The following is a 17,306-nucleotide window of genomic DNA, read 5'->3' as shown; positions in this document are numbered from 1 at the left end:
AACCCTTCAAGGATGTGTTCATGACTAACGTAAAAGTATTCATTATTCGAATTTTTCTTCACTAGAAGAGTCCTTTTTTGTTTTGTGTTTTTGTTTTTCTTCACGTAATTCCTTTTTAAGATCTTCCATTGGGATGGGGTCTACATTTTGTTCACTTTCAAAACGGTCAAATAAGGTCTCCTCCTTTGTTTTATATTGCTCAGGATGATCAGTTTCATTTCTTCTATTAGATGCCGTCATTCGTATCACCACCTTCATATCTATGTTTTCATTTACCACAAATATAGAGTAGAAAAACATAAGATAGACTATTTTTTTAGCATTGAGTACCTGTTATGCTATACAATAGAACAATACTGTGTAAAAGGATAGGATAAACAATGAGTATTTTACATGTTGAAAATTTATATAAAACATATGGTGAGAAGATATTATTTGATCATATTTCCTTTGCTATCGCCGAAAAGCAGAGAATTGGTTTAATTGGTGTGAATGGTACGGGGAAATCTACATTATTAAAGGTAATAGCAGGTCTGGAAACTGCGGATTCAGGTGAAATCACTCACTCAAATTCAATGCGGATTGAATATTTACCTCAAGACCCTGAGCTAACTAAAGGCTTATCTGTACTTGAGCAAATCTACTATGGTGATGCGCCGATTATGCAAGTGATGAGAGAGTATGAACTTGCGTTAAGTGAGCTTGAGAAAGATCCTGAAAATGAAACAAAGCTAAAGCAGTTAATGAATATGCAGCAAAAAATGGATCAGCAGGATGCATGGGAAGCGAATACAATTGCGAAAACTGTGTTAACAAAGCTTGGGATAACGGATTTTTCTAGCCCAGTTACTCATTTGTCTGGTGGTCAAAAGAAGCGAGTTGCGATTGCGAAGGCACTCATTCAACCTGCAGATATATTAATACTAGATGAGCCTACCAACCATCTTGATAATGAAACAATTGAATGGTTAGAAGGGTTTTTAGCGCAATATAAAGGCTCAATTGTCTTAATCACACATGATCGCTACTTTTTAAATCGTGTCACGAATCAAATTTTTGAATTGGATCAAGGGCATCTATATACGTATTCAGGAAATTATGAAGTTTTTCTTGAAAAGAAGGCAGAGAGAGAAATCAATGCTGAGCATTCAGAAGAGAAAAGACAAAATCTATTACGACGTGAACTTGCTTGGCTCCGCCGTGGTGCAAAGGCAAGAACAACAAAGCAGAAAGCGCGAATTGGTCGAGTGGAAGAGCTTCAGGAGCAAAAAGGGCCAGCATTAAGTAAGGATCTTGATTTTGCAATTGGCTCTACACGCTTAGGGAAAAAGGTTCTTGAGCTTGAGCATATTTCCAAAGCATATGACGGAAAGAAAATGATTAATGATTTTAGTTACTTAGTTACACCAGGTGAAAGATTAGGTATTATTGGTCCAAATGGTAGTGGGAAATCAACGCTACTTAATATTATGGCTGGTCGCATTCAGGCTGATCAAGGCTCTATTGATGTGGGTACGACTGTAAGAATCGGATTTTATACACAAGAGCATGAAGAAATGGATGAAAATCTTCGTGTGGTTGAATACATTAAGGAAACGGCAGAGATCGTCCATACAATTGATGGCGAGGTTATTACTGCAGAGCAAATGCTTGAGCGTTTTTTATTTTCACGATCAGCTCAATGGACGTATATTCGTAAATTATCTGGTGGAGAAAGACGACGCCTTTACTTATTAAAGGTATTAATGGAAGAACCAAATGTTCTTTTTCTTGATGAGCCAACAAATGATCTTGATACACAAACGTTGAGTGTTTTAGAGGATTACTTAGATCAATTTCCGGGAGTTGTTTTGACTGTTTCGCATGATCGCTATTTTCTAGATCGGGTAGTTGACCATTTAATCGTTTTTGAAAGAAACGGGCAAATAAGTCGTTTCCAAGGTAGTTACACAGACTATATGGAAGAAACTAAGTCCCAGGAAGTGAAGCAAGACAAAGAGACAGCCTCTGATAAAGCAAGCTATAAAAAAGAGAAGAAAAAACGTCTTTCATATAAAGAACAGCAGGAATGGGAACAAATTGAAGATAAAATCGCCAGCCTTGAGGAAAGAAAGGAACAGTTAGAGCAAGAAATTGCAGCTGCTGGAAGTGACCTAGGGAAGGTGCAGGAGTTTTATAAGGAACAAGAGCAGATTGAGGAAAAGTTGGAGGAAACTATCGAACGTTGGGAAGAATTATCTCTTCTTGTTGAAGAGATTGAGCAGGGAAATTAAGGATAGGCAGGACTTAAGCCAAATGGTTTAAGTCCTGCTTTTTTCTTTACTTTGACAGTCAGTTGATTGATTGACCTTTTTATTTTTATAAATACGAATAATCGCTTTTCCATCACTTGGACTCCCATCCGGATAATCCATTGGTATTAAGGCAAAGAAAACAGTATAGATGGAAAAGTAGATAAACTGATAGGTTATATTTGAAGCCTCTATTAGATCTAGCTTAATAAACATGTGGACAATGAATATACCTAACATGTTAAAAAAAGCTCCACCAAAATAAATCAAAAGATGACGAAATTTATTGTTTACCTTAATATGTGATAACTCACAGCCACCATACCAAAAGTAAAACTTACGAACTTCAACTTTTCGGAAGGTAAAGAGCTTTTTTCCGCACCCAATAATAATGTAAACATCATGACAACCATTGATTCTAGCAAACAGATAATGTCCAAACACATGAATGAGTGTAACAATCGGAAAGACAATGAAAAAGGCTCGAAAAAACACAAGGAAGTCGTCTAAGCCAAACATCTAAAAGCCCCCGTTTCATTTCAGCAAGGTGAACAAAAAGAACCTTATATTCATCTTCAGTACTGTACCCTGCTTGTCAGACTTATAACAGAATCCTTGAAAAATATGAAAATAGTCTTAGTGTATGGAAGGCATAGTGTCTATAGTGGGGATTAGAGATTTGCATTTTTTAGAGGAGTTATGAGCTATATTTTTATAATTTTAGAAAATATTAAAAATACATTTTGCTAAAATAGGAAAAGCTGTATTGCGCATAGATGGCATACAGCTTTTTTCTAATTAGATTCAGCATGTTCCATAGTCTTTTGTCCAACCTTTTGGAACATTAGATAATATAGTGCCCCACTAAAAATAGCTAAAGCTCCTAGTATTGCAAAAGTAATCGGATAGCCAAACCAAAGTGACATTGGTATTGCGATCGGTGCGATTGTTCGTCCAATTGTATACCTGAGACTTGCAGCTGCAAAATATTGACCGCGCATATGCTCAGGAGCAATTTTTGAAACAAACGTTTGTTGAATTCCAGCTGTCATTAGTTCTGCAAAAGTGAATAATCCCATGGCTACAATAAATACCCATATGGATCCTGAAAGACTAAATGTAATAATGGATAATCCGTAAATTATTGAAGAAAGAATAAAAACATTTCTTTCTTGATACTTGCCCATCCATTTTGTCACACTAATGGTGAAAAGTGCTACAAGCAGACCATTTTCTGAAAGAATGACTCCAAATGCTTGCTCACCGTTTAGTGATAACGACCAGTCTCCAAGTTTAATCATTTCTTGATGGTGGACCATATCCGTAATATATACGGGAATGATCATGTCAAGCTGCATAAAGGTAAGGGCTACAAGGACACCAGCGATAATAAAGAGTAAAAAAGTGGTGTCCTTCATGATAATGCGATAGTCTTGAATTTGCTGGACAATCGCATGATACCATTTTCCAGATACTTCGTTGCTCTCAGCTTGAAAAACAGGTGCAGTTTCACGAATTTGTTTTGCCAATAAAATCGAAAGGAGCATACAAACTATACCTGCAATTAGCAGAACCTCAAATGGATTATGAACATAGAAGATCGCTCCTAAAATTGGACCAATTACGACAGCAATATTAATTGATGTATAAAATATCGCAAACACACCACTACGGTCTTTTTCATCAACAACATCTGCAACCATTGCTTGTGAAGCAGGCCAATAAAAAGCACCAAACACACCAGCGAATGAAAAACAGATAAATCCAAGGATGGGTAGATCGAGCCACGGTGAATTCGAAAAGGCAAATATAATAAACGATAATCCTTGTCCAAAGGCTGAAAGAACCATCATTGTCTTTCGACCAAAGCGGTCAGCACAATAACCCCCCATTAAATTAGCAAGGACAGAAAAAACTTGAGAAATGATAAGAAATAGTCCAGCCTGTTCTTTTCCAAATGCATCAGCAAAATAGATGGTTAGAAAAGGGAAAAACATCCAAAATGTGATGTTCATCAAGGACTCACCAAATAATCGAATTTTAAGGTTATAATCCCAATCTCGTATTCTCATTGCTGTTACCTCAATTCTTGTAATCTACCGTACTCATAATACTCTTTCGAGTCCCGAAATACAATAGAGTCTTCATAAGCTTTTTAAGAGTGTTACATTGAAATTTAGTAAAGAAGGAATGAAAAAGTTATACTAAAAAGTAGAGAAAAAGTCGTCATTTTAAATTCGGATAAAAACAGGTGGTAGCTAATAAATTTGTATGCTCCAGTAAACCTTATTACTCATTTATTTGAAGGTTACTTTAATATATCGATAGGGGGGAAAGTATGGACTTTTTTTCAATTATTGCCGAAGATAAAATTCGAAAGGCTATTGAAGATGGTGAGTTTGATAACCTGCCTGGTCAAGGAAAACCATTGCAGTTAGAAGACTTGTCACATATTCCGGAAGATCTTCGTGTTGCCTACAAAGTTTTAAAAAACTCGAATATGTTAAATGATGTCGATCGTTTAAAAGAAGAATTAATGACGATTGATGATTTACTTAATACTTGTAAGAACAGTGATGAAAGCCAGCGTCTAAAAAAGAAGAAGCATGAAAAACAAGTAAGGCTAGATGCTTTATTGAATAAAAGGAAGGTACTTGATTCACCAGCATCAGCTTTTTATAAGGACAAATTGTATAATCGATTTAAAAAGTAAAATAAGTGCCGTAAATCTTTATTTCCCTATTTTTTATAGGCTCTTTTCTAAGAGATTGTTGCTTTTAAAACATAAACTAATTCAAGTTGATTGAAGCGGTAGTGCGAGACTCCTGCGGGAGTAGCGGGGCAGGTGAGACTCATGCAGGCGTTTACGACGAGGAGGCTCACCGCCCGCCCCGCGGAAAGCGAGCATCTGCAGCGGAAATCAACCTCACCGCATTACTTGGTAAATAACAACAAAGTTTACGAAAACAGCCTTTTAATAAAGGTAAAACGCATTGGGTTATCCGTGGTTAAATAACAAAAGACAAGACTTGTCCATTTACAAAGTGGAATATTTCTTGTCTTTTTTACTTTGGAAATCCTAAAATTGTAAATGATTTTAGAGTTTCTGTGCAGCCTAACTAAAAAACTCCATATGTTTACAATGGCTGGGCTTCCATTTTATTTTGGCGAAAGCCATTATCAAGATATTTAGCCATCAACATAGAAAAAAACTGAGCAATTTCACTTAAAAAATCTTATGAAAAACGACTTAGATATTGTCCCGAAAGTCAGTATTAGCGCCACTATTACTCGTTTATCATTTGCTTCTCGGAATAAAATGGTTGTGATGAAGAAATGATTATTAACATAAATCTTGTACAAAGATAACTTTCTACAGTTTCTAAAACAGGAATTTGAGAGGCCTCTAAAGAAGAGGTGAAGGAGTTAAAAATAAACAATGAGGAGGAGCACTATGAAAAAATTCATTTTTACATTATTGCTTTTGATCGTGTTTATTACTGTAACAGCCTGTGGGAATCAAACCTCAAATGAAAATGAACCAAAGAGTGAAGATTCTAGCCAAGTTGAAGAAGAGTCTGTTAAAGAGGATACACAAGGTTCAGAGGAAATTAAAAATGATGAACAAACAGAAGAAGAGGCAAAGGAAATCATCATGGATAAGGCTGATGAAGTTTTGAAGCTTTTAAAGGAGAAAAACGCAAAGGAATTAACAAACTATGTGCACCCTGAAAAAGGTGTTTTGTTTTCACCTTATCTATTTGTCGATAAAGAGGCAGTAACATTCGATAAAGAAAAAGTTAAAGAACTTTATGAGGATGTGGAGACTTATACTTGGGGAACTCAAGATGGTAGTGGTGAACCAATTGAGTTAACACCGAGTGAGTATTATTCTAAATTTATATATGACAGTAAATATGATCAAGCAGACGAGATTGTGTTTGATCGCAAAGAAGCAAGAGGCAATACGATTAGAAATATTACTGAGGTATTTCCAGACTCACATTCTGTTGAATACTATGTGAAAGGTACAGAGGAGAATGGGAATATGGATTGGAAGGCGTTAAACCTTGTGTTTGAAAAGGATGCAGAAGGTGAATGGAAGCTTGTAGCGATTGTACATGATCAGTGGACGATATAAAATGTGAAACCACCGCAAAAGGTTGATCGCGGTGGTTTTTAGTTTGAAAAGAATGAAATATTTACAGAGGTAAGAAAGTTTTTCACACCCTTCAGTCTTTTTTAATAGGATATAAAAAAGCCTAGAAGGGAGGAGAAGTCGATGCTGCATTGGCTTTTTCAATCAATTCTGATTGTTACTTTAGTCAGTATGTTGGTTGTGTGTTTATTAGGCCGTCTTCTTCTTTCACCAAAACGGGTGTCATATGAAAAAACCTATAAGTTAGGGATTCAAAAGGGAGAAATTGATGAAAGTATTTTTCATTCGATAAAAAAAGAAGAGTTATTTATTCAGTCATATCATGGATATAAGCTACATGGAATGTTTTTCCCTGTAGAAAAGGGAGAAAAGGTTATCATTATCGCACATGGTATTACATGGTCGTTGTTCGGTAGTTTTAAATATGTAGAAATGTTTCAAAAAAGAGGGTTTCATGTTTTGTTATGTGATCATAGATATCATGGATTAAGCGGTGGGAAATATACATCATATGGTTATTATGAAAAGGATGACCTAAAAGCATGGATTGATTATTTAACCGATCAAATGGGGGCAGAGGTTTTTATTGGATTATTGGGAGAGTCGCTAGGGGCTGCTTCAGCTTTAGAGGTTAGTAAGCGAGATCGACGTGTGAAATTTTGCATTGCTGATTGTTCGTTTAGCGACTTTCAATCTCTATTAAGATTAAGACTTAAAATGGATACAAAGCTAAGACTATACCCACTAATTGATTTGGTAAGCTTACTTGTAAAGCTTCGTCATGGCTGGAGTTTTCCAGATATCTCACCAATAAAGGATCTAGAAAAAACAAAAACTCCGATTCTTTTCATTCACGGTAAAGAAGATTCGTTTATCCCGCTGCAAATGACTTTAGATATGTTTAAACGTAAAAAGGACAATAAAAAGCTATATTTAGTCCCTCGAGCTGGCCATGCTGAGGCTTATAATACAGATCCTAAAGGATATGAGAAAAAGGTTATTGAATTTATTAAGGACATTGAACAAGCTTGTCTAAAGGAAAAAGCCAACTTATTATAAGTTGGCTTTCATATCCCATGAAGTTCCACCAACACCAATTTTTTTGAAATTGAATCTTTCGTATAGGCGTAAAGCGGGATTTCCTGGATCAACGCTAAGGGAAATAGCTTTGTACCCGTTTATTTTGGCAAGAGTGCAAACCTCTTGAATAAGCCTTGTACCAATACCCTTTCCACGATATTTGGATAAAATAGCCATACTAAGAATAGGTATATTTTCATTAATATAACCATACGTTTTGTTTTGCTCACTAAAAAGTCTGATCCAAATCGCCCCTACTTTATTGTCTTCAGAATCAGTGGCAATGAGAGCGTGATCTCCATTCCTTCCCCAGTTTTCCAAACCATGTGCAAGCTCCGGCCTATCTAATATACTCCTCGGAGGCCTTTCTTCACCCTCACCAACATAAATCGCTTCGTACAACATGTCCCATAAGAAGGGAATATCTTTTTGGGTAGCTTGTCTTATATTAATATTCATAACATCATCTCGTTTCCTTTTTATTTACTAATTCTTTATAGGTTTTAAGAATTCCTTTTTAGAGGTGAATTAATTATAAATTGGGATTCTGAGTAGTGTAGGCTTGGGGACAATTAAGAGGGGAAGTAGTTAGATCCATACAGGCGGGTTCAATCCAGATGAAAAGTGGTTCAATTATTTTGATGAATTGAATCAATCCTCAAGAAAACTGGTTCAATACAACGTAAAGATGGTTCAATCAATAACAAAAAGAGACGTGTAAAGATAGGTTGGATCAATTATGTAAGGAAAACAATCGAATATATACATAAATAACCTCATAACCATACAAGTTTAGATGTAAACGAATTTAAACGTTTATCTCATTCAAGCTCGGGTAAAGATCAATATAAAAATAAATTGGAGGTTTTGTACAGCATGTCAAAAAAAATCGCAGTATTATTAACAGATTCGTTTGAAGATGTAGAGTATACTGAACCAGCCAAAGCATTTAAAGAAGCAGGACATAGCTTAACTGTGATTGAGGAGACAAAAGGTAAAACGGTAGAAGGAAAACAGGGGAAAGCAAGAGTTGGAATTGATGCTGGCATTAATGATGTCAGCCCAGATCAATTTGATGCTTTATTTATTCCAGGTGGATTTTCTCCGGATATATTAAGAGCAGACGAGCTTTATGTAGCTTTTGCAAAGGTGTTCATGGATGACAAAAAGCCAGTATTTGCAATCTGCCATGGTCCACAGCTTCTAATTTCATCTGAAACATTAACAGGGCGCGATGTAACAGGCTACAAATCGATTCATATTGATTTAAAAAATGCCGGAGCAAATCTTCATGACGAAGAGGTAGTCGTTTGTGGAAACCAGCTTGTAACAAGTCGAACTCCTGATGATCTTCCCGCATTTATTAGAGAAGCTTTGAAATTGCTAAATTAACAATTAAACAAACGTTTAATTAACGCTTGAAAGTCATTGAATTAAACTTTTTCAGGAAAGAAAACCCCATTTTGAGTGAGGAATAAGCTCAAAATGGGGTTTTCTATCGTTCAGTAAAATTATAAAATTCTTGTACTGGCTCCCTGAGCTTTTGTTCTCGTTTAGGAAATTATAAAATTCTTGAACTGTGGATAAGCGCACGACATCCAGCTCCAGCGCCTAGCCCCTCTAGGGTCTAGCTAATTTAGAATTGAAGGCAAAGAACGCCTTCTATTCTAAATCATCTTATTTGCCCGAGGCTGATCAAGGCGCTTGCGCTTTTGTTCTTCATTCCTTACTTTCAGTGTCATCATTAGGTAATGGGTCCACGCGGTATGCATCATCTGAGCAGACAGAACTTTTTAATGTGTAAAGGACAAGACCAATTGATATTACGAGGAATCCACCTAAACTGATTGTTGCTAACCACCAATTTAACATAAAAACCTCCCCCTTATTCCATTCATATGACGATAAGGGAGAGGTCAGAATAATAATACTAGCCTTTGCGAAGATTTCCTAGTTCTTCAACGATGGCTTGCATTTCATTCGGGCTGAATGAATTTTTTTTCATAACAAGGTCATAAATATCTTTAAGCTCTTCATACATATTTTCGTCAAAGTGTGAAGGTTTGATCGCACCAAAGTTAAGAACTCTTAGCTTTTCTTTAATTTGCTCGATCATATACTCGACGTTTTCAACAGATTTTTCTGTTAGGTTCAATTTACTTCATTCCTTTCTACCAATAAATATTATGTAATTTTGTTTCAGAAAAAAGTGAATGTCTAGCAACAAACAAAAGCGCCTCGAACTCATAATCGTCTTTTTCGCCCGAAACTGACCGAGGCGCATGCGCTTTTGTTCAAAGTTAAGAAAATATAGGTTTTTACTTAGTTTTGGTGTCTAGCTCCAGCGCCCAGCGCCTAGTGAACTTCACACTCCTTATACGCTAAGTCAACATCGAATCGCTACCGCTCTTCGTGTTTCCTTTATCTCATACGGAGTGCTCTTTTTTCTACGTCGCTTAACGGGCGCTTCAGCTTTTCTCAATTACTGTTATTGTAACATGATTTGCTAACAAGCATTCAAAAACTTGTCAATTTTCTAAACAAAGCGTTACGAAGCAGATCCTTCTTTTTCTTGTTTCTTTTCTTCCTTGACTACTGCTAGAAATCTCTTCGTTTCTGCTACAACAACTCCTGATAAGCCAATGAGTCCAATTAAGTTAGGGAAGGCCATTAGTCCGTTCATAACGTCTGCAATACCCCAAACAATGTCAATGGTTGTTATGGATCCTAAGAATACTGCAAGAACAAATGCATAACGATAATATTTTACAACGGATTCGCTAAAGAGATAGGAGAAGCATTTTTCTCCGTAATAGGACCAGCCTAGTATGGTTGAATAAGCGAAAAATAGCATTCCGATTGCTACAATGATCGAACCTGCTGGGCCGAGGAATTGTTCAAATGTAACTGAAGTAAGGGCATTTCCCTCTGCTCCACTTGTATAAAGATCTCCCATAACAATCGTAATACCTGTTATTGAGCATATTAAAATTGTATCGATAAATACTTGAGTCATTGAAACGAGAGCTTGCCTGCCAGGGTAATCTGTTTTTGCAGCAGCTGCAGCAATTGGTGCTGAACCTAAACCAGCTTCATTCGAGAATACACCACGTGCAACACCCCAGCGGATGACGGAGCCTAGTGCACCTCCGGCGACTGCTTCACCTGTAAAAGCATCTGTAAAAATAAGACCAATTGCATCCGGGACAAGATTAGCATTCATAATTAAAACAATTAATCCGGCAATTAAATAAAATAAAGCCATAATAGGAACGAAATAGGCTGTTACTCTTCCGATTGATTTTATTCCACCTAAAATAACTAGCGCAGTAAAGATCGTAATAATGATACCTGTGACAAAAGTAGGTACAGAAAAAGTTGCCTTCATTACACCAGAAACAGAGTTAGATTGAACCATGTTTCCAATCCCAAACGCAGCAACCGCACCAAAAATGGCGAATAGCACACCTAGCCATTTTTGTTTCAATCCATGTTCTAGATAGTACATAGGACCACCGGACATTTCTCCGTTTTTATCTTTCACCCGATATTTTACAGCTAAGATGGCTTCGGAATATTTCGTTGCCATTCCAACTAGTGCGGTAACCCACATCCAGAAGACAGCCCCTGGTCCACCCATTAATACAGCTGTTGCAACCCCAACAATGTTACCAGTTCCAACTGTTGCGGCCAAGGCAGTCATGAGTGCTTGGAAGTGAGAGATATCCCCTTCTGACTTTTTGTCCTGCTTTTTTGAAAATGCAAGCTTTAATGAATAAGGCAGCATTCTAAATTGCAGAAAACCTAGACGGATTGTTAAATATAAACCTGTACCAACCAATAAAATTAGAAGCGGTGGACCCCAAACAAAGCTACTCACATCACCGATGAACGCTTCAAATTGTTCCATAACATCCCCCTTATTGATTGTAATGTGACCTCTTGTCAAGACTGTCCTTTTAGGCCACTTAATGAAGGATATTCTGACAGTGTAATGTAAATGTCAACAATTTAAAGAATGATTTAGGGAAATCTTAATAGAAAAATATTATGATTATAGAGGAGTAGTCGTTTTTTCTTATAAAAATATGGGTAGATAAAGATAGGAGGAAAAATAATGGTAAAGATCTTATTTGTTTGCTTAGGAAACATCTGCCGATCACCAATGGCTGAAGCAGTTATGAGACATTTAATCCAAAAGGAAGGATTAGAGAAGGAAATCCTTGTCGACTCTGCAGGAACAGGTGATTGGCATATTGGAAAGCCACCACATGAGGGAACTTGTCATATTTTAAACAAGCACCAAATATCTTATGAAGGACAAAAGGCAAGACAAGTCATAGCAGAGGACTTAACTAGCTTCAACTACATTATTGGCATGGATATTGAGAACGTAGGGAATATTAGACGACTAGCAGGGTATAAACAAACAGGTGAAATTGTGCGACTTCTCGATTATCTTGAGGATTATCCTATTGCAGATGTACCCGACCCTTACTATACTGGAAATTTTGAAGAAGTATATGAAATGGTTAGTAAAAGCTGTGAAAATCTGTTAGATGAAATTAAAGCAAATCATCATCTATAAAGGGGGAGACAACTTTTATGGCAAATGAGAATAAGTTGTTAACAGGGATGCTAGTAGGAGCCTTTGTAGGAGCAGCAGTATCACTTTTGGACAAACGTACTCGACAAGATGTTGTTCAGTCTGGAAAAAAGTTTTCTTCTAAAATTAAGGGCTATATTGAACAGCCAGCGACTTTTACAAATGATGTTAAGCAAAGAATTGTAGATGTAAAAGATACTGTAAAGGAAGTATCAGAGGATGTAACATTTATTAATGAAAAGGTAAACGAGCTAAAAGAAACAACACCACAAGTAGTAAATATGCTTCAAGAAACTAGGGACAGATTCATTCCAAAACGACAACAATCGTGAGGTGAATACATGTTTAGAGAAGGCTCATTTCTAAAGGAATTAATCAAACGATTTACTAGTGATGAGGTGCCTGGGTTATCTGCACAGCTTTCTTATTTTTTCCTTTTGTCCTTGTTTCCATTTCTTATTTTTTTAATTACTTTAATAGGGTATTTACCAATTTCACAAGAGGATGTACTTGTCACCATTAGACAGTTTGCACCTGGTGAATCCGTGCAAGTAATTGATAATACCTTAGACCAAATTATAAATAAAAAAAATGGTGGGCTATTGTCGTTTGGTATTATTGCTACGCTTTGGTCAGCCTCCAATGGAATTAATGCCATTGTAAGAGCTTTTAATAAAGCTTATGATGTGGATGAAACTAGGTCATTTATTGTTGCTCGTGGAATGGCAATTTTATTGACGGTTGCAATGGTGTTTGTCATTGTCGTTGCGTTATTATTACCTGTGTTTGGCAGGGAAATTGGGTTATTTATCTTTTCGAACTTTGGTTTCTCTGAGGAGTTTTTAACAATATGGAATACTTTACGATGGCTCGTTAGTGGCATCATTTTGTTTATAGTCTTTACTGCACTTTACTATGTAGCACCTAATAAGCACCTACATATTAAAGATGGATTACCGGGATCCTTTGCAGCAACAATTGGTTGGATCGTTGTATCCTTGGCTTTTTCTTATTATGTAGGAAACTTTGCAAACTATAGTGCCACATATGGTAGCATAGGTGGTGTTATTGTGTTAATGATCTGGTTATATTTGTCTGGAATGATCATTATCTTAGGTGGAGAGCTAAATGCACTGTTATATAAAAGGAAGCATGCAGCTTAAAAGGTTTCCATTAATTAATTCACATACAGTCACAACTCCTGAGGAATAGTAATTATTGAAGACAAATAGTCTTTACTACCATGAAAAGCGGGGGATTAAGATGACAAAAAAAACGAAAAAGGGCGGAAGCCACACGAAACAAAATTCAAATCAAAAGCCAAAGCATAAGACAAGTGGTAGCGCAAACGGACAAAACGGCTATCATTAAATAGACAAACGGCTGACAAAGGAGTACACTTCCTAGTCAGCCGTTTTTGTACTGGATAAAAAAGTATAAGTTTTTATTCATGTTATAGTGTCTAGCTTCAGCACCTAGCCCCTCTTGGGTCTACAGCCACTTAAGAATGAAGGTAAAAAACACCTTCTATTCTTAATGGCTTATTTGCCCGAGGCTGTTCAAGGTGCTAACACTTTTCTTATTCAGCAAGCTCAATATAACTGTTATATACAGTGCTATAAATATGTTCAATATCCGCATCTGTCATATAAAGAAATGATTCTTTGTCAATGTCCTTCATTCTCTTAATAAATTCAATCATATTCTTTCGCTCTTGTCTGTTCATCATTTCAACCATCTCCCTTTATTGTTATGGTACAGTTTATTATTATTAATTGTATTATATAACAGATAAATCGAAATGTTCAAACATTAATTTGAAAATATTGAAAAAATTTTTGGAATAAAAAGAAGCTGACGGTTTGTCAGCTTCAATCTTAATTTGAGAGTGTAACTTTTTCACTCTTCAATTCACTTTGTGAGACTTGGTTAGGTTTAAAGGCTGTAATGGCGATAAAAATCATGAATAACATACTACTAATAATCAGGAAATAACTAATATTCTTTGTATACTCGATAAAAATTCCACCAACATAGGGACCTGCTAAGCTACCGACACTAAATGCGACTCCACATAATAAATTCCCTGTAGGTAATAGATTCTTTGGCATTAGGTCGGTCATATAGCTAATTCCTAGTGAAAAGGTTGAGCCTACAACCATTCCTGCAATAAAAAGACAAATCGTTAATGCTATAACAGACTTTTCAAGAAAACTTGCGGACGTAAAGCTAACGAAGCCTAAGAAAAGTATCGTCATTAAAATTGTTCTTCTTCCATATTTATCGCTGAGCAAACCAAGTGGGAGTTGAAAAACAATTGCTCCTATGGCAAATGAAAATAATAAGATAGAAATACTTGAAACTTCTAGTCCGATTCTTAATCCATATATAGGAAAGCTTCCATTTAATGATGATTCCAAAAAACCGTAACCAAGAGGAGGTAAAAATGCTACCCAACCATATTTAAGTGCATTTCGAAATCGTTTCATCGTTTCATTTATTGAATTTATTTCAATTGTTTGTTCAGGAAAATCATTTTTTAACGTAAATAGTAAAAGCCATCCAATAAAGCAAAGTACTGAAGATACAATGAATGGTAATGATTCATGTAAGTGTAGTAAAGGAGTCATTAATGGTCCGACTGAAAAACCAATTCCAAAGAATAATCCATAAAGAGAGATGTTTCTTCCACGTTTATTTTCTGGTGAAAAAGATGTAATCCATGTTTGTGTCCCGAAATGTAAAGCATGATCTCCAATTCCAATCAATAGACGGAGAATGAACCAAAACCAAAATGAATCCCAAATTGGAAATAACCCAAGTGACACAGCAACTAAAAGTCCGCCAAGGAGAATGATTGGTTTAAAGCCAAATTTTCGAAGAGGATATTCCATAAAAGGTGATACTAATAATATACCAATATATAACGCAGTTGCGTTCAAGCCGTTTAAGGTAGACGAAATGCCAGTGTTTTCAAAAATAACTGCAATTAAAGGAAGAAGCATACCTTGGCTAAAGCCTGATATACCAACGATTGATATCAGTATCCAAAATCTCATGCGCTGTTTATTCATTGTAGTTACCTCTGTTTCTAAAAATATAGGTTACCACTCTGAATAGTATAATGAAATAAGAAAGAATACAAGAAACAAAAGAATCAACAAACTTTCCTATAAAATATTTTTCATATACAATAATGTTAAAAAAGCAGGGGTGAATAGTGTGGAATTTAAAATGAAGGAAGTCGGCTTTCATACAACAACAGAATACGGTGAATTGCATGTAGCTGGAGATGAGGCTTATGGTTACCGTCCTTATCAGCTTATGGTAGCCTCAATCGCCGTATGCAGTGGTGGTGTTTTGAGAAAAATATTAACGAAAAAAAGAATTGAAATAGATGATATGACGATCTCAACAAAGGTTGAACGTATTGAAGCAGAAGCAAATCGAATTGAAAAAATACATATCCATTACCGTATTAAAGGAAACGATTTGAACCCTAATAAGATCCAACAGTCAATTGAACTAGCAAGTAAAAATTGCCCAATGGCTCAATCAGTTAAGGAGAGTATTAAGATTGAAGAAACATTTGAGCTAATTTAAGGCTACTCCTTTAATAGGGACTAAAACCATACCTCTTTAGATGGTCAGTCCCTTTCATTTCTACTCCCTCAATTAATTCCTTGGATAAATTTCTTACCTATTCCATAAAATATCATGACAAACTGATACACATAAACTCTAATATTGGTTAATAAATACTTAAAAGGATATTATTTCCTGCGAAGGCGAAAACAATTATAATACAACTTAGAGTGTAAATGTTACATAAATAATATTTATAGGTTTTTAAATTATGTAGAAAAGGTATTGTCTCAATTGTAGAAAAGTATCATTTTAAATGTGAGGATAGGTGAATCTATTGGTAAATCGAATTTTTACGCTCATTGTTTTAATTGGTATTCCACTTTCTGTTTTAGGGAGCATATTTCACTGGCCTTCTGTAATTATGTTTGGCGTTTATTGCCTTACAATTATTGCCCTCGCTGGCTTTATGGGTAGAGCAACAGAAAGCTTGGCAATCGTAACAGGTCCGAGGATCGGCGGATTGTTAAATGCAACGTTTGGAAATGCTGTTGAGTTAATTATTTCAATTTTTGCTTTAAAAGCTGGGTTAGTGGGCGTTGTGTTAGCTTCCTTGACTGGTTCTGTATTAGGGAACCTTCTTCTAGTAGCTGGATTAAGTTTTTTTGTTGGTGGATTGAAATTTAAGCGCCAGGAATTTAATGTTTATGATGCTCGTCATAATTCAGGACTTTTAATGTTTGCTGTAATTGTTGCATTTGTTATTCCTGAAGTATTTGCGATGGATATGAACGAAACAAAAACGTTATCACTGAGTATAGGAATTTCTGTCATTTTGATTATTCTTTATTTAGCAGCATTGTTTTTCAAGCTTGTTACACATCGTGGAGTGTATCAGCATAAGACAGATCTTGTTGAAGAGCATGAGGAACCAGAATGGTCAAAAATGAAGGCTCTCGTTATCTTATTACTTTCCACAGTCGCAGTAGCATACGTATCTGAAAATCTTGTCCATACGTTTGAGTCGGTTGGTGAGAAGTTTGGATGGTCAGAGTTATTTATTGGTGTTATCATTGTAGCGATTGTTGGAAATGCGGCTGAACATGCTTCTGCAATTATTATGGCCTATAAAAATAAGATGAACATTGCAGTAGAAATTGCTGTTGGATCAACATTGCAGGTAGCAATGTTTGTTGCTCCAGTCTTAGTGTTAATATCCCTTTTTTTTCCTCAAAACATGCCGCTAGTCTTCACGTTGCCAGAATTAATCTCGATGGTTACAGCTGTACTATTAACCATTTCGATCACAAATGATGGAGATACTAACTGGTTTGAAGGTGCAACACTATTAGCAGCTTATATCATTATGGGGATTGGATTTTATCTACTATAGAGATGTCTTTTCTATTAAATAAGTTGTGTGAAGAGCCATATTAAGAAAGAAGAGTGAATCTAAAAATAATATGGTACCTATAGATAGGACACTTATAAAAGAGTGTTTCATCTATAGGTATTTTTTTATATACTTTAATTTCAAGATAATGGGGATTAGGGGACAACATGAGTAAAATAACATTTTCAACTA

At 35.9% G+C, this 17,306-nt stretch carries 19 protein-coding genes; 10 read left to right on the top strand and 9 right to left on the bottom strand.

All coding sequences use genetic code 11. From position 1 onward, the window contains the following. Nucleotides 1-42 precede the first annotated feature (42 nt). Entirely contained in the window at nucleotides 43-258 is a 216-nt protein-coding gene (locus I7822_RS15020; RefSeq protein WP_207979576.1) for a YczO family protein, read from the bottom strand. Between the two features lie 122 nt (nucleotides 259-380). On the opposite strand from I7822_RS15020, the gene I7822_RS15015 reads away from it, so the two are divergent. Next, on the top strand, nucleotides 381-2,273 hold the full coding sequence (locus I7822_RS15015; RefSeq protein ID WP_207979575.1) for an ABC-F family ATP-binding cassette domain-containing protein: 1,893 nt from the start codon (nucleotides 381-383) through the stop codon (nucleotides 2,271-2,273). Between the two features lie 27 nt (nucleotides 2,274-2,300). On the opposite strand, the gene I7822_RS15010 is transcribed toward I7822_RS15015, so the two are convergent. Together I7822_RS15010 and I7822_RS15005 are read right to left on the bottom strand one after the other, a co-directional pair. Further along, nucleotides 2,301-2,810 carry a site-2 protease family protein gene (locus tag I7822_RS15010; RefSeq protein WP_207979572.1) on the bottom strand — a complete coding sequence of 170 codons (510 nt, stop codon included), beginning with the start codon at nucleotides 2,808-2,810 and terminating at the stop codon, nucleotides 2,301-2,303. A 275-nt stretch (nucleotides 2,811-3,085) separates the two neighbouring features. Beyond that, a complete protein-coding gene (locus I7822_RS15005; RefSeq protein ID WP_207979570.1) occupies nucleotides 3,086-4,363 on the bottom strand; it encodes an MDR family MFS transporter in 1,278 nt (425 codons plus the stop codon). A gap of 266 nt (nucleotides 4,364-4,629) precedes the next feature. Here I7822_RS15005 and I7822_RS15000 point away from each other — a divergent pair, with 266 nt between their 5' ends. From I7822_RS15000 to I7822_RS14990, 3 genes are all read left to right on the top strand, one after another. After that, a complete protein-coding gene (locus I7822_RS15000; RefSeq protein WP_207979568.1) occupies nucleotides 4,630-5,004 on the top strand; it encodes a DnaJ family domain-containing protein in 375 nt (124 codons plus the stop codon). Nucleotides 5,005-5,745: 741 nt separating this feature from the next. Next, the gene (locus I7822_RS14995; RefSeq protein WP_207979566.1) at nucleotides 5,746-6,432 is read left to right on the top strand and encodes a hypothetical protein; all 687 of its coding nucleotides are present in this window, start codon (nucleotides 5,746-5,748) and stop codon (nucleotides 6,430-6,432) included. A 141-nt stretch (nucleotides 6,433-6,573) separates the two neighbouring features. Next, nucleotides 6,574-7,509 (top strand): alpha/beta hydrolase, encoded by a 936-nt coding sequence (locus I7822_RS14990; protein WP_207979558.1) that lies wholly within the window; start codon nucleotides 6,574-6,576, stop codon nucleotides 7,507-7,509. Here the strand turns inward: I7822_RS14990 and I7822_RS14985 are convergent. Beyond that, nucleotides 7,504-7,989 carry a GNAT family N-acetyltransferase gene (locus tag I7822_RS14985; protein ID WP_207979556.1) on the bottom strand — a complete coding sequence of 162 codons (486 nt, stop codon included), beginning with the start codon at nucleotides 7,987-7,989 and terminating at the stop codon, nucleotides 7,504-7,506. The genes I7822_RS14990 and I7822_RS14985 overlap by 6 nt on opposite strands. Nucleotides 7,990-8,406: 417 nt before the next feature. On the opposite strand from I7822_RS14985, the gene I7822_RS14980 reads away from it, so the two are divergent. Further along, nucleotides 8,407-8,922, top strand: coding sequence for a type 1 glutamine amidotransferase domain-containing protein (locus I7822_RS14980; protein ID WP_207979554.1), 516 nt, complete (start codon nucleotides 8,407-8,409; stop codon nucleotides 8,920-8,922). 327 nt (nucleotides 8,923-9,249) lie between these two features. Here the strand turns inward: I7822_RS14980 and I7822_RS14975 are convergent, their stop codons facing one another. The 3 genes from I7822_RS14975 to I7822_RS14965 all read right to left on the bottom strand — a co-directional run bounded on the left by I7822_RS14975 (nucleotide 9,250) and on the right by I7822_RS14965 (nucleotide 11,440). Then, nucleotides 9,250-9,402 carry a hypothetical protein gene (locus tag I7822_RS14975; protein WP_207979552.1) on the bottom strand — a complete coding sequence of 51 codons (153 nt, stop codon included), beginning with the start codon at nucleotides 9,400-9,402 and terminating at the stop codon, nucleotides 9,250-9,252. A 58-nt stretch (nucleotides 9,403-9,460) separates the two neighbouring features. After that, a complete protein-coding gene (locus I7822_RS14970) occupies nucleotides 9,461-9,685 on the bottom strand; it encodes a DUF1128 domain-containing protein (RefSeq protein ID WP_066328204.1) in 225 nt (74 codons plus the stop codon). Nucleotides 9,686-10,078: 393 nt separating this feature from the next. Continuing rightward, nucleotides 10,079-11,440: an alanine/glycine:cation symporter family protein gene (locus I7822_RS14965; RefSeq protein WP_207979550.1), complete on the bottom strand. Its 1,362-nt coding sequence runs from the start codon at nucleotides 11,438-11,440 to the stop codon at nucleotides 10,079-10,081. 207 nt (nucleotides 11,441-11,647) lie between these two features. On the opposite strand from I7822_RS14965, the gene I7822_RS14960 reads away from it, so the two are divergent. The 3 genes from I7822_RS14960 to I7822_RS14950 are packed head-to-tail and all read left to right on the top strand — an operon-like array spanning nucleotide 11,648 to nucleotide 13,299. Next, entirely contained in the window at nucleotides 11,648-12,118 is a 471-nt protein-coding gene (locus I7822_RS14960; protein ID WP_207979548.1) for a low molecular weight protein-tyrosine-phosphatase, read from the top strand. A 17-nt stretch (nucleotides 12,119-12,135) separates the two neighbouring features. Next, nucleotides 12,136-12,468 carry a YtxH domain-containing protein gene (locus I7822_RS14955; RefSeq protein WP_207979546.1) on the top strand — a complete coding sequence of 111 codons (333 nt, stop codon included), beginning with the start codon at nucleotides 12,136-12,138 and terminating at the stop codon, nucleotides 12,466-12,468. A 9-nt stretch (nucleotides 12,469-12,477) separates the two neighbouring features. Continuing rightward, nucleotides 12,478-13,299, top strand: coding sequence for a YihY/virulence factor BrkB family protein (locus I7822_RS14950; protein WP_207979544.1), 822 nt, complete (start codon nucleotides 12,478-12,480; stop codon nucleotides 13,297-13,299). Nucleotides 13,300-13,715: 416 nt separating this feature from the next. Here I7822_RS14950 and I7822_RS14945 read toward each other — a convergent pair whose 3' ends face one another. Both I7822_RS14945 and I7822_RS14940 read right to left on the bottom strand, forming a co-directional pair. Further along, nucleotides 13,716-13,865, bottom strand: a complete 150-nt coding sequence (locus tag I7822_RS14945) for a BH0509 family protein (protein ID WP_504739647.1) — start codon at nucleotides 13,863-13,865, stop codon at nucleotides 13,716-13,718. A 148-nt stretch (nucleotides 13,866-14,013) separates the two neighbouring features. Continuing rightward, nucleotides 14,014-15,210, bottom strand: coding sequence for an MFS transporter (locus tag I7822_RS14940; RefSeq protein WP_207979542.1), 1,197 nt, complete (start codon nucleotides 15,208-15,210; stop codon nucleotides 14,014-14,016). Nucleotides 15,211-15,358: 148 nt separating this feature from the next. Between I7822_RS14940 and I7822_RS14935 the strand changes: the two genes are divergently transcribed. Beyond that, nucleotides 15,359-15,739 (top strand): OsmC family protein, encoded by a 381-nt coding sequence (locus I7822_RS14935; protein ID WP_207979540.1) that lies wholly within the window; start codon nucleotides 15,359-15,361, stop codon nucleotides 15,737-15,739. A gap of 319 nt (nucleotides 15,740-16,058) precedes the next feature. Continuing rightward, nucleotides 16,059-17,114 carry a calcium/proton exchanger gene (gene cax, locus I7822_RS14930; protein ID WP_207979538.1) on the top strand — a complete coding sequence of 352 codons (1,056 nt, stop codon included), beginning with the start codon at nucleotides 16,059-16,061 and terminating at the stop codon, nucleotides 17,112-17,114. Nucleotides 17,115-17,306 lie beyond the last annotated feature (192 nt).

The organism is Metabacillus bambusae (assembly GCF_017497975.1).
Taxonomy (GTDB): domain Bacteria; phylum Bacillota; class Bacilli; order Bacillales; family Bacillaceae; genus Metabacillus; species Metabacillus bambusae.
The sequence above is the reverse complement of the archived record's forward strand: the minus strand, read 5'-3'. Positions and strand labels throughout refer to the sequence as shown.

Excerpts from the sequence above, each read along its gene's own strand:
- I7822_RS15010 (WP_207979572.1), bottom strand. The coding sequence starts at position 2,810 with ATGTTTGGCTTAGACGACTTCCTTGTGTTTTTTCGAGCCTTTTTCATT.
- I7822_RS15000 (WP_207979568.1), top strand. The coding sequence starts at position 4,630 with ATGGACTTTTTTTCAATTATTGCCGAAGATAAAATTCGAAAGGCTATT.
- I7822_RS14960 (WP_207979548.1), top strand. The coding sequence starts at position 11,648 with ATGGTAAAGATCTTATTTGTTTGCTTAGGAAACATCTGCCGATCACCA.
- I7822_RS14990 (WP_207979558.1), top strand. The coding sequence starts at position 6,574 with ATGCTGCATTGGCTTTTTCAATCAATTCTGATTGTTACTTTAGTCAGT.
- I7822_RS15020 (WP_207979576.1), bottom strand. The coding sequence starts at position 258 with ATGAAGGTGGTGATACGAATGACGGCATCTAATAGAAGAAATGAAACT.
- I7822_RS15005 (WP_207979570.1), bottom strand. The coding sequence starts at position 4,363 with ATGAGAATACGAGATTGGGATTATAACCTTAAAATTCGATTATTTGGT.
- I7822_RS15015 (WP_207979575.1), top strand. The coding sequence starts at position 381 with ATGAGTATTTTACATGTTGAAAATTTATATAAAACATATGGTGAGAAG.
- I7822_RS14965 (WP_207979550.1), bottom strand. The coding sequence starts at position 11,440 with ATGGAACAATTTGAAGCGTTCATCGGTGATGTGAGTAGCTTTGTTTGG.
- I7822_RS14980 (WP_207979554.1), top strand. The coding sequence starts at position 8,407 with ATGTCAAAAAAAATCGCAGTATTATTAACAGATTCGTTTGAAGATGTA.
- I7822_RS14955 (WP_207979546.1), top strand. The coding sequence starts at position 12,136 with ATGGCAAATGAGAATAAGTTGTTAACAGGGATGCTAGTAGGAGCCTTT.
- I7822_RS14975 (WP_207979552.1), bottom strand. The coding sequence starts at position 9,402 with ATGTTAAATTGGTGGTTAGCAACAATCAGTTTAGGTGGATTCCTCGTA.
- I7822_RS14940 (WP_207979542.1), bottom strand. The coding sequence starts at position 15,210 with ATGAATAAACAGCGCATGAGATTTTGGATACTGATATCAATCGTTGGT.
- I7822_RS14950 (WP_207979544.1), top strand. The coding sequence starts at position 12,478 with ATGTTTAGAGAAGGCTCATTTCTAAAGGAATTAATCAAACGATTTACT.
- I7822_RS14995 (WP_207979566.1), top strand. The coding sequence starts at position 5,746 with ATGAAAAAATTCATTTTTACATTATTGCTTTTGATCGTGTTTATTACT.
- I7822_RS14945 (WP_504739647.1), bottom strand. The coding sequence starts at position 13,865 with ATGATGAACAGACAAGAGCGAAAGAATATGATTGAATTTATTAAGAGA.
- I7822_RS14985 (WP_207979556.1), bottom strand. The coding sequence starts at position 7,989 with ATGAATATTAATATAAGACAAGCTACCCAAAAAGATATTCCCTTCTTA.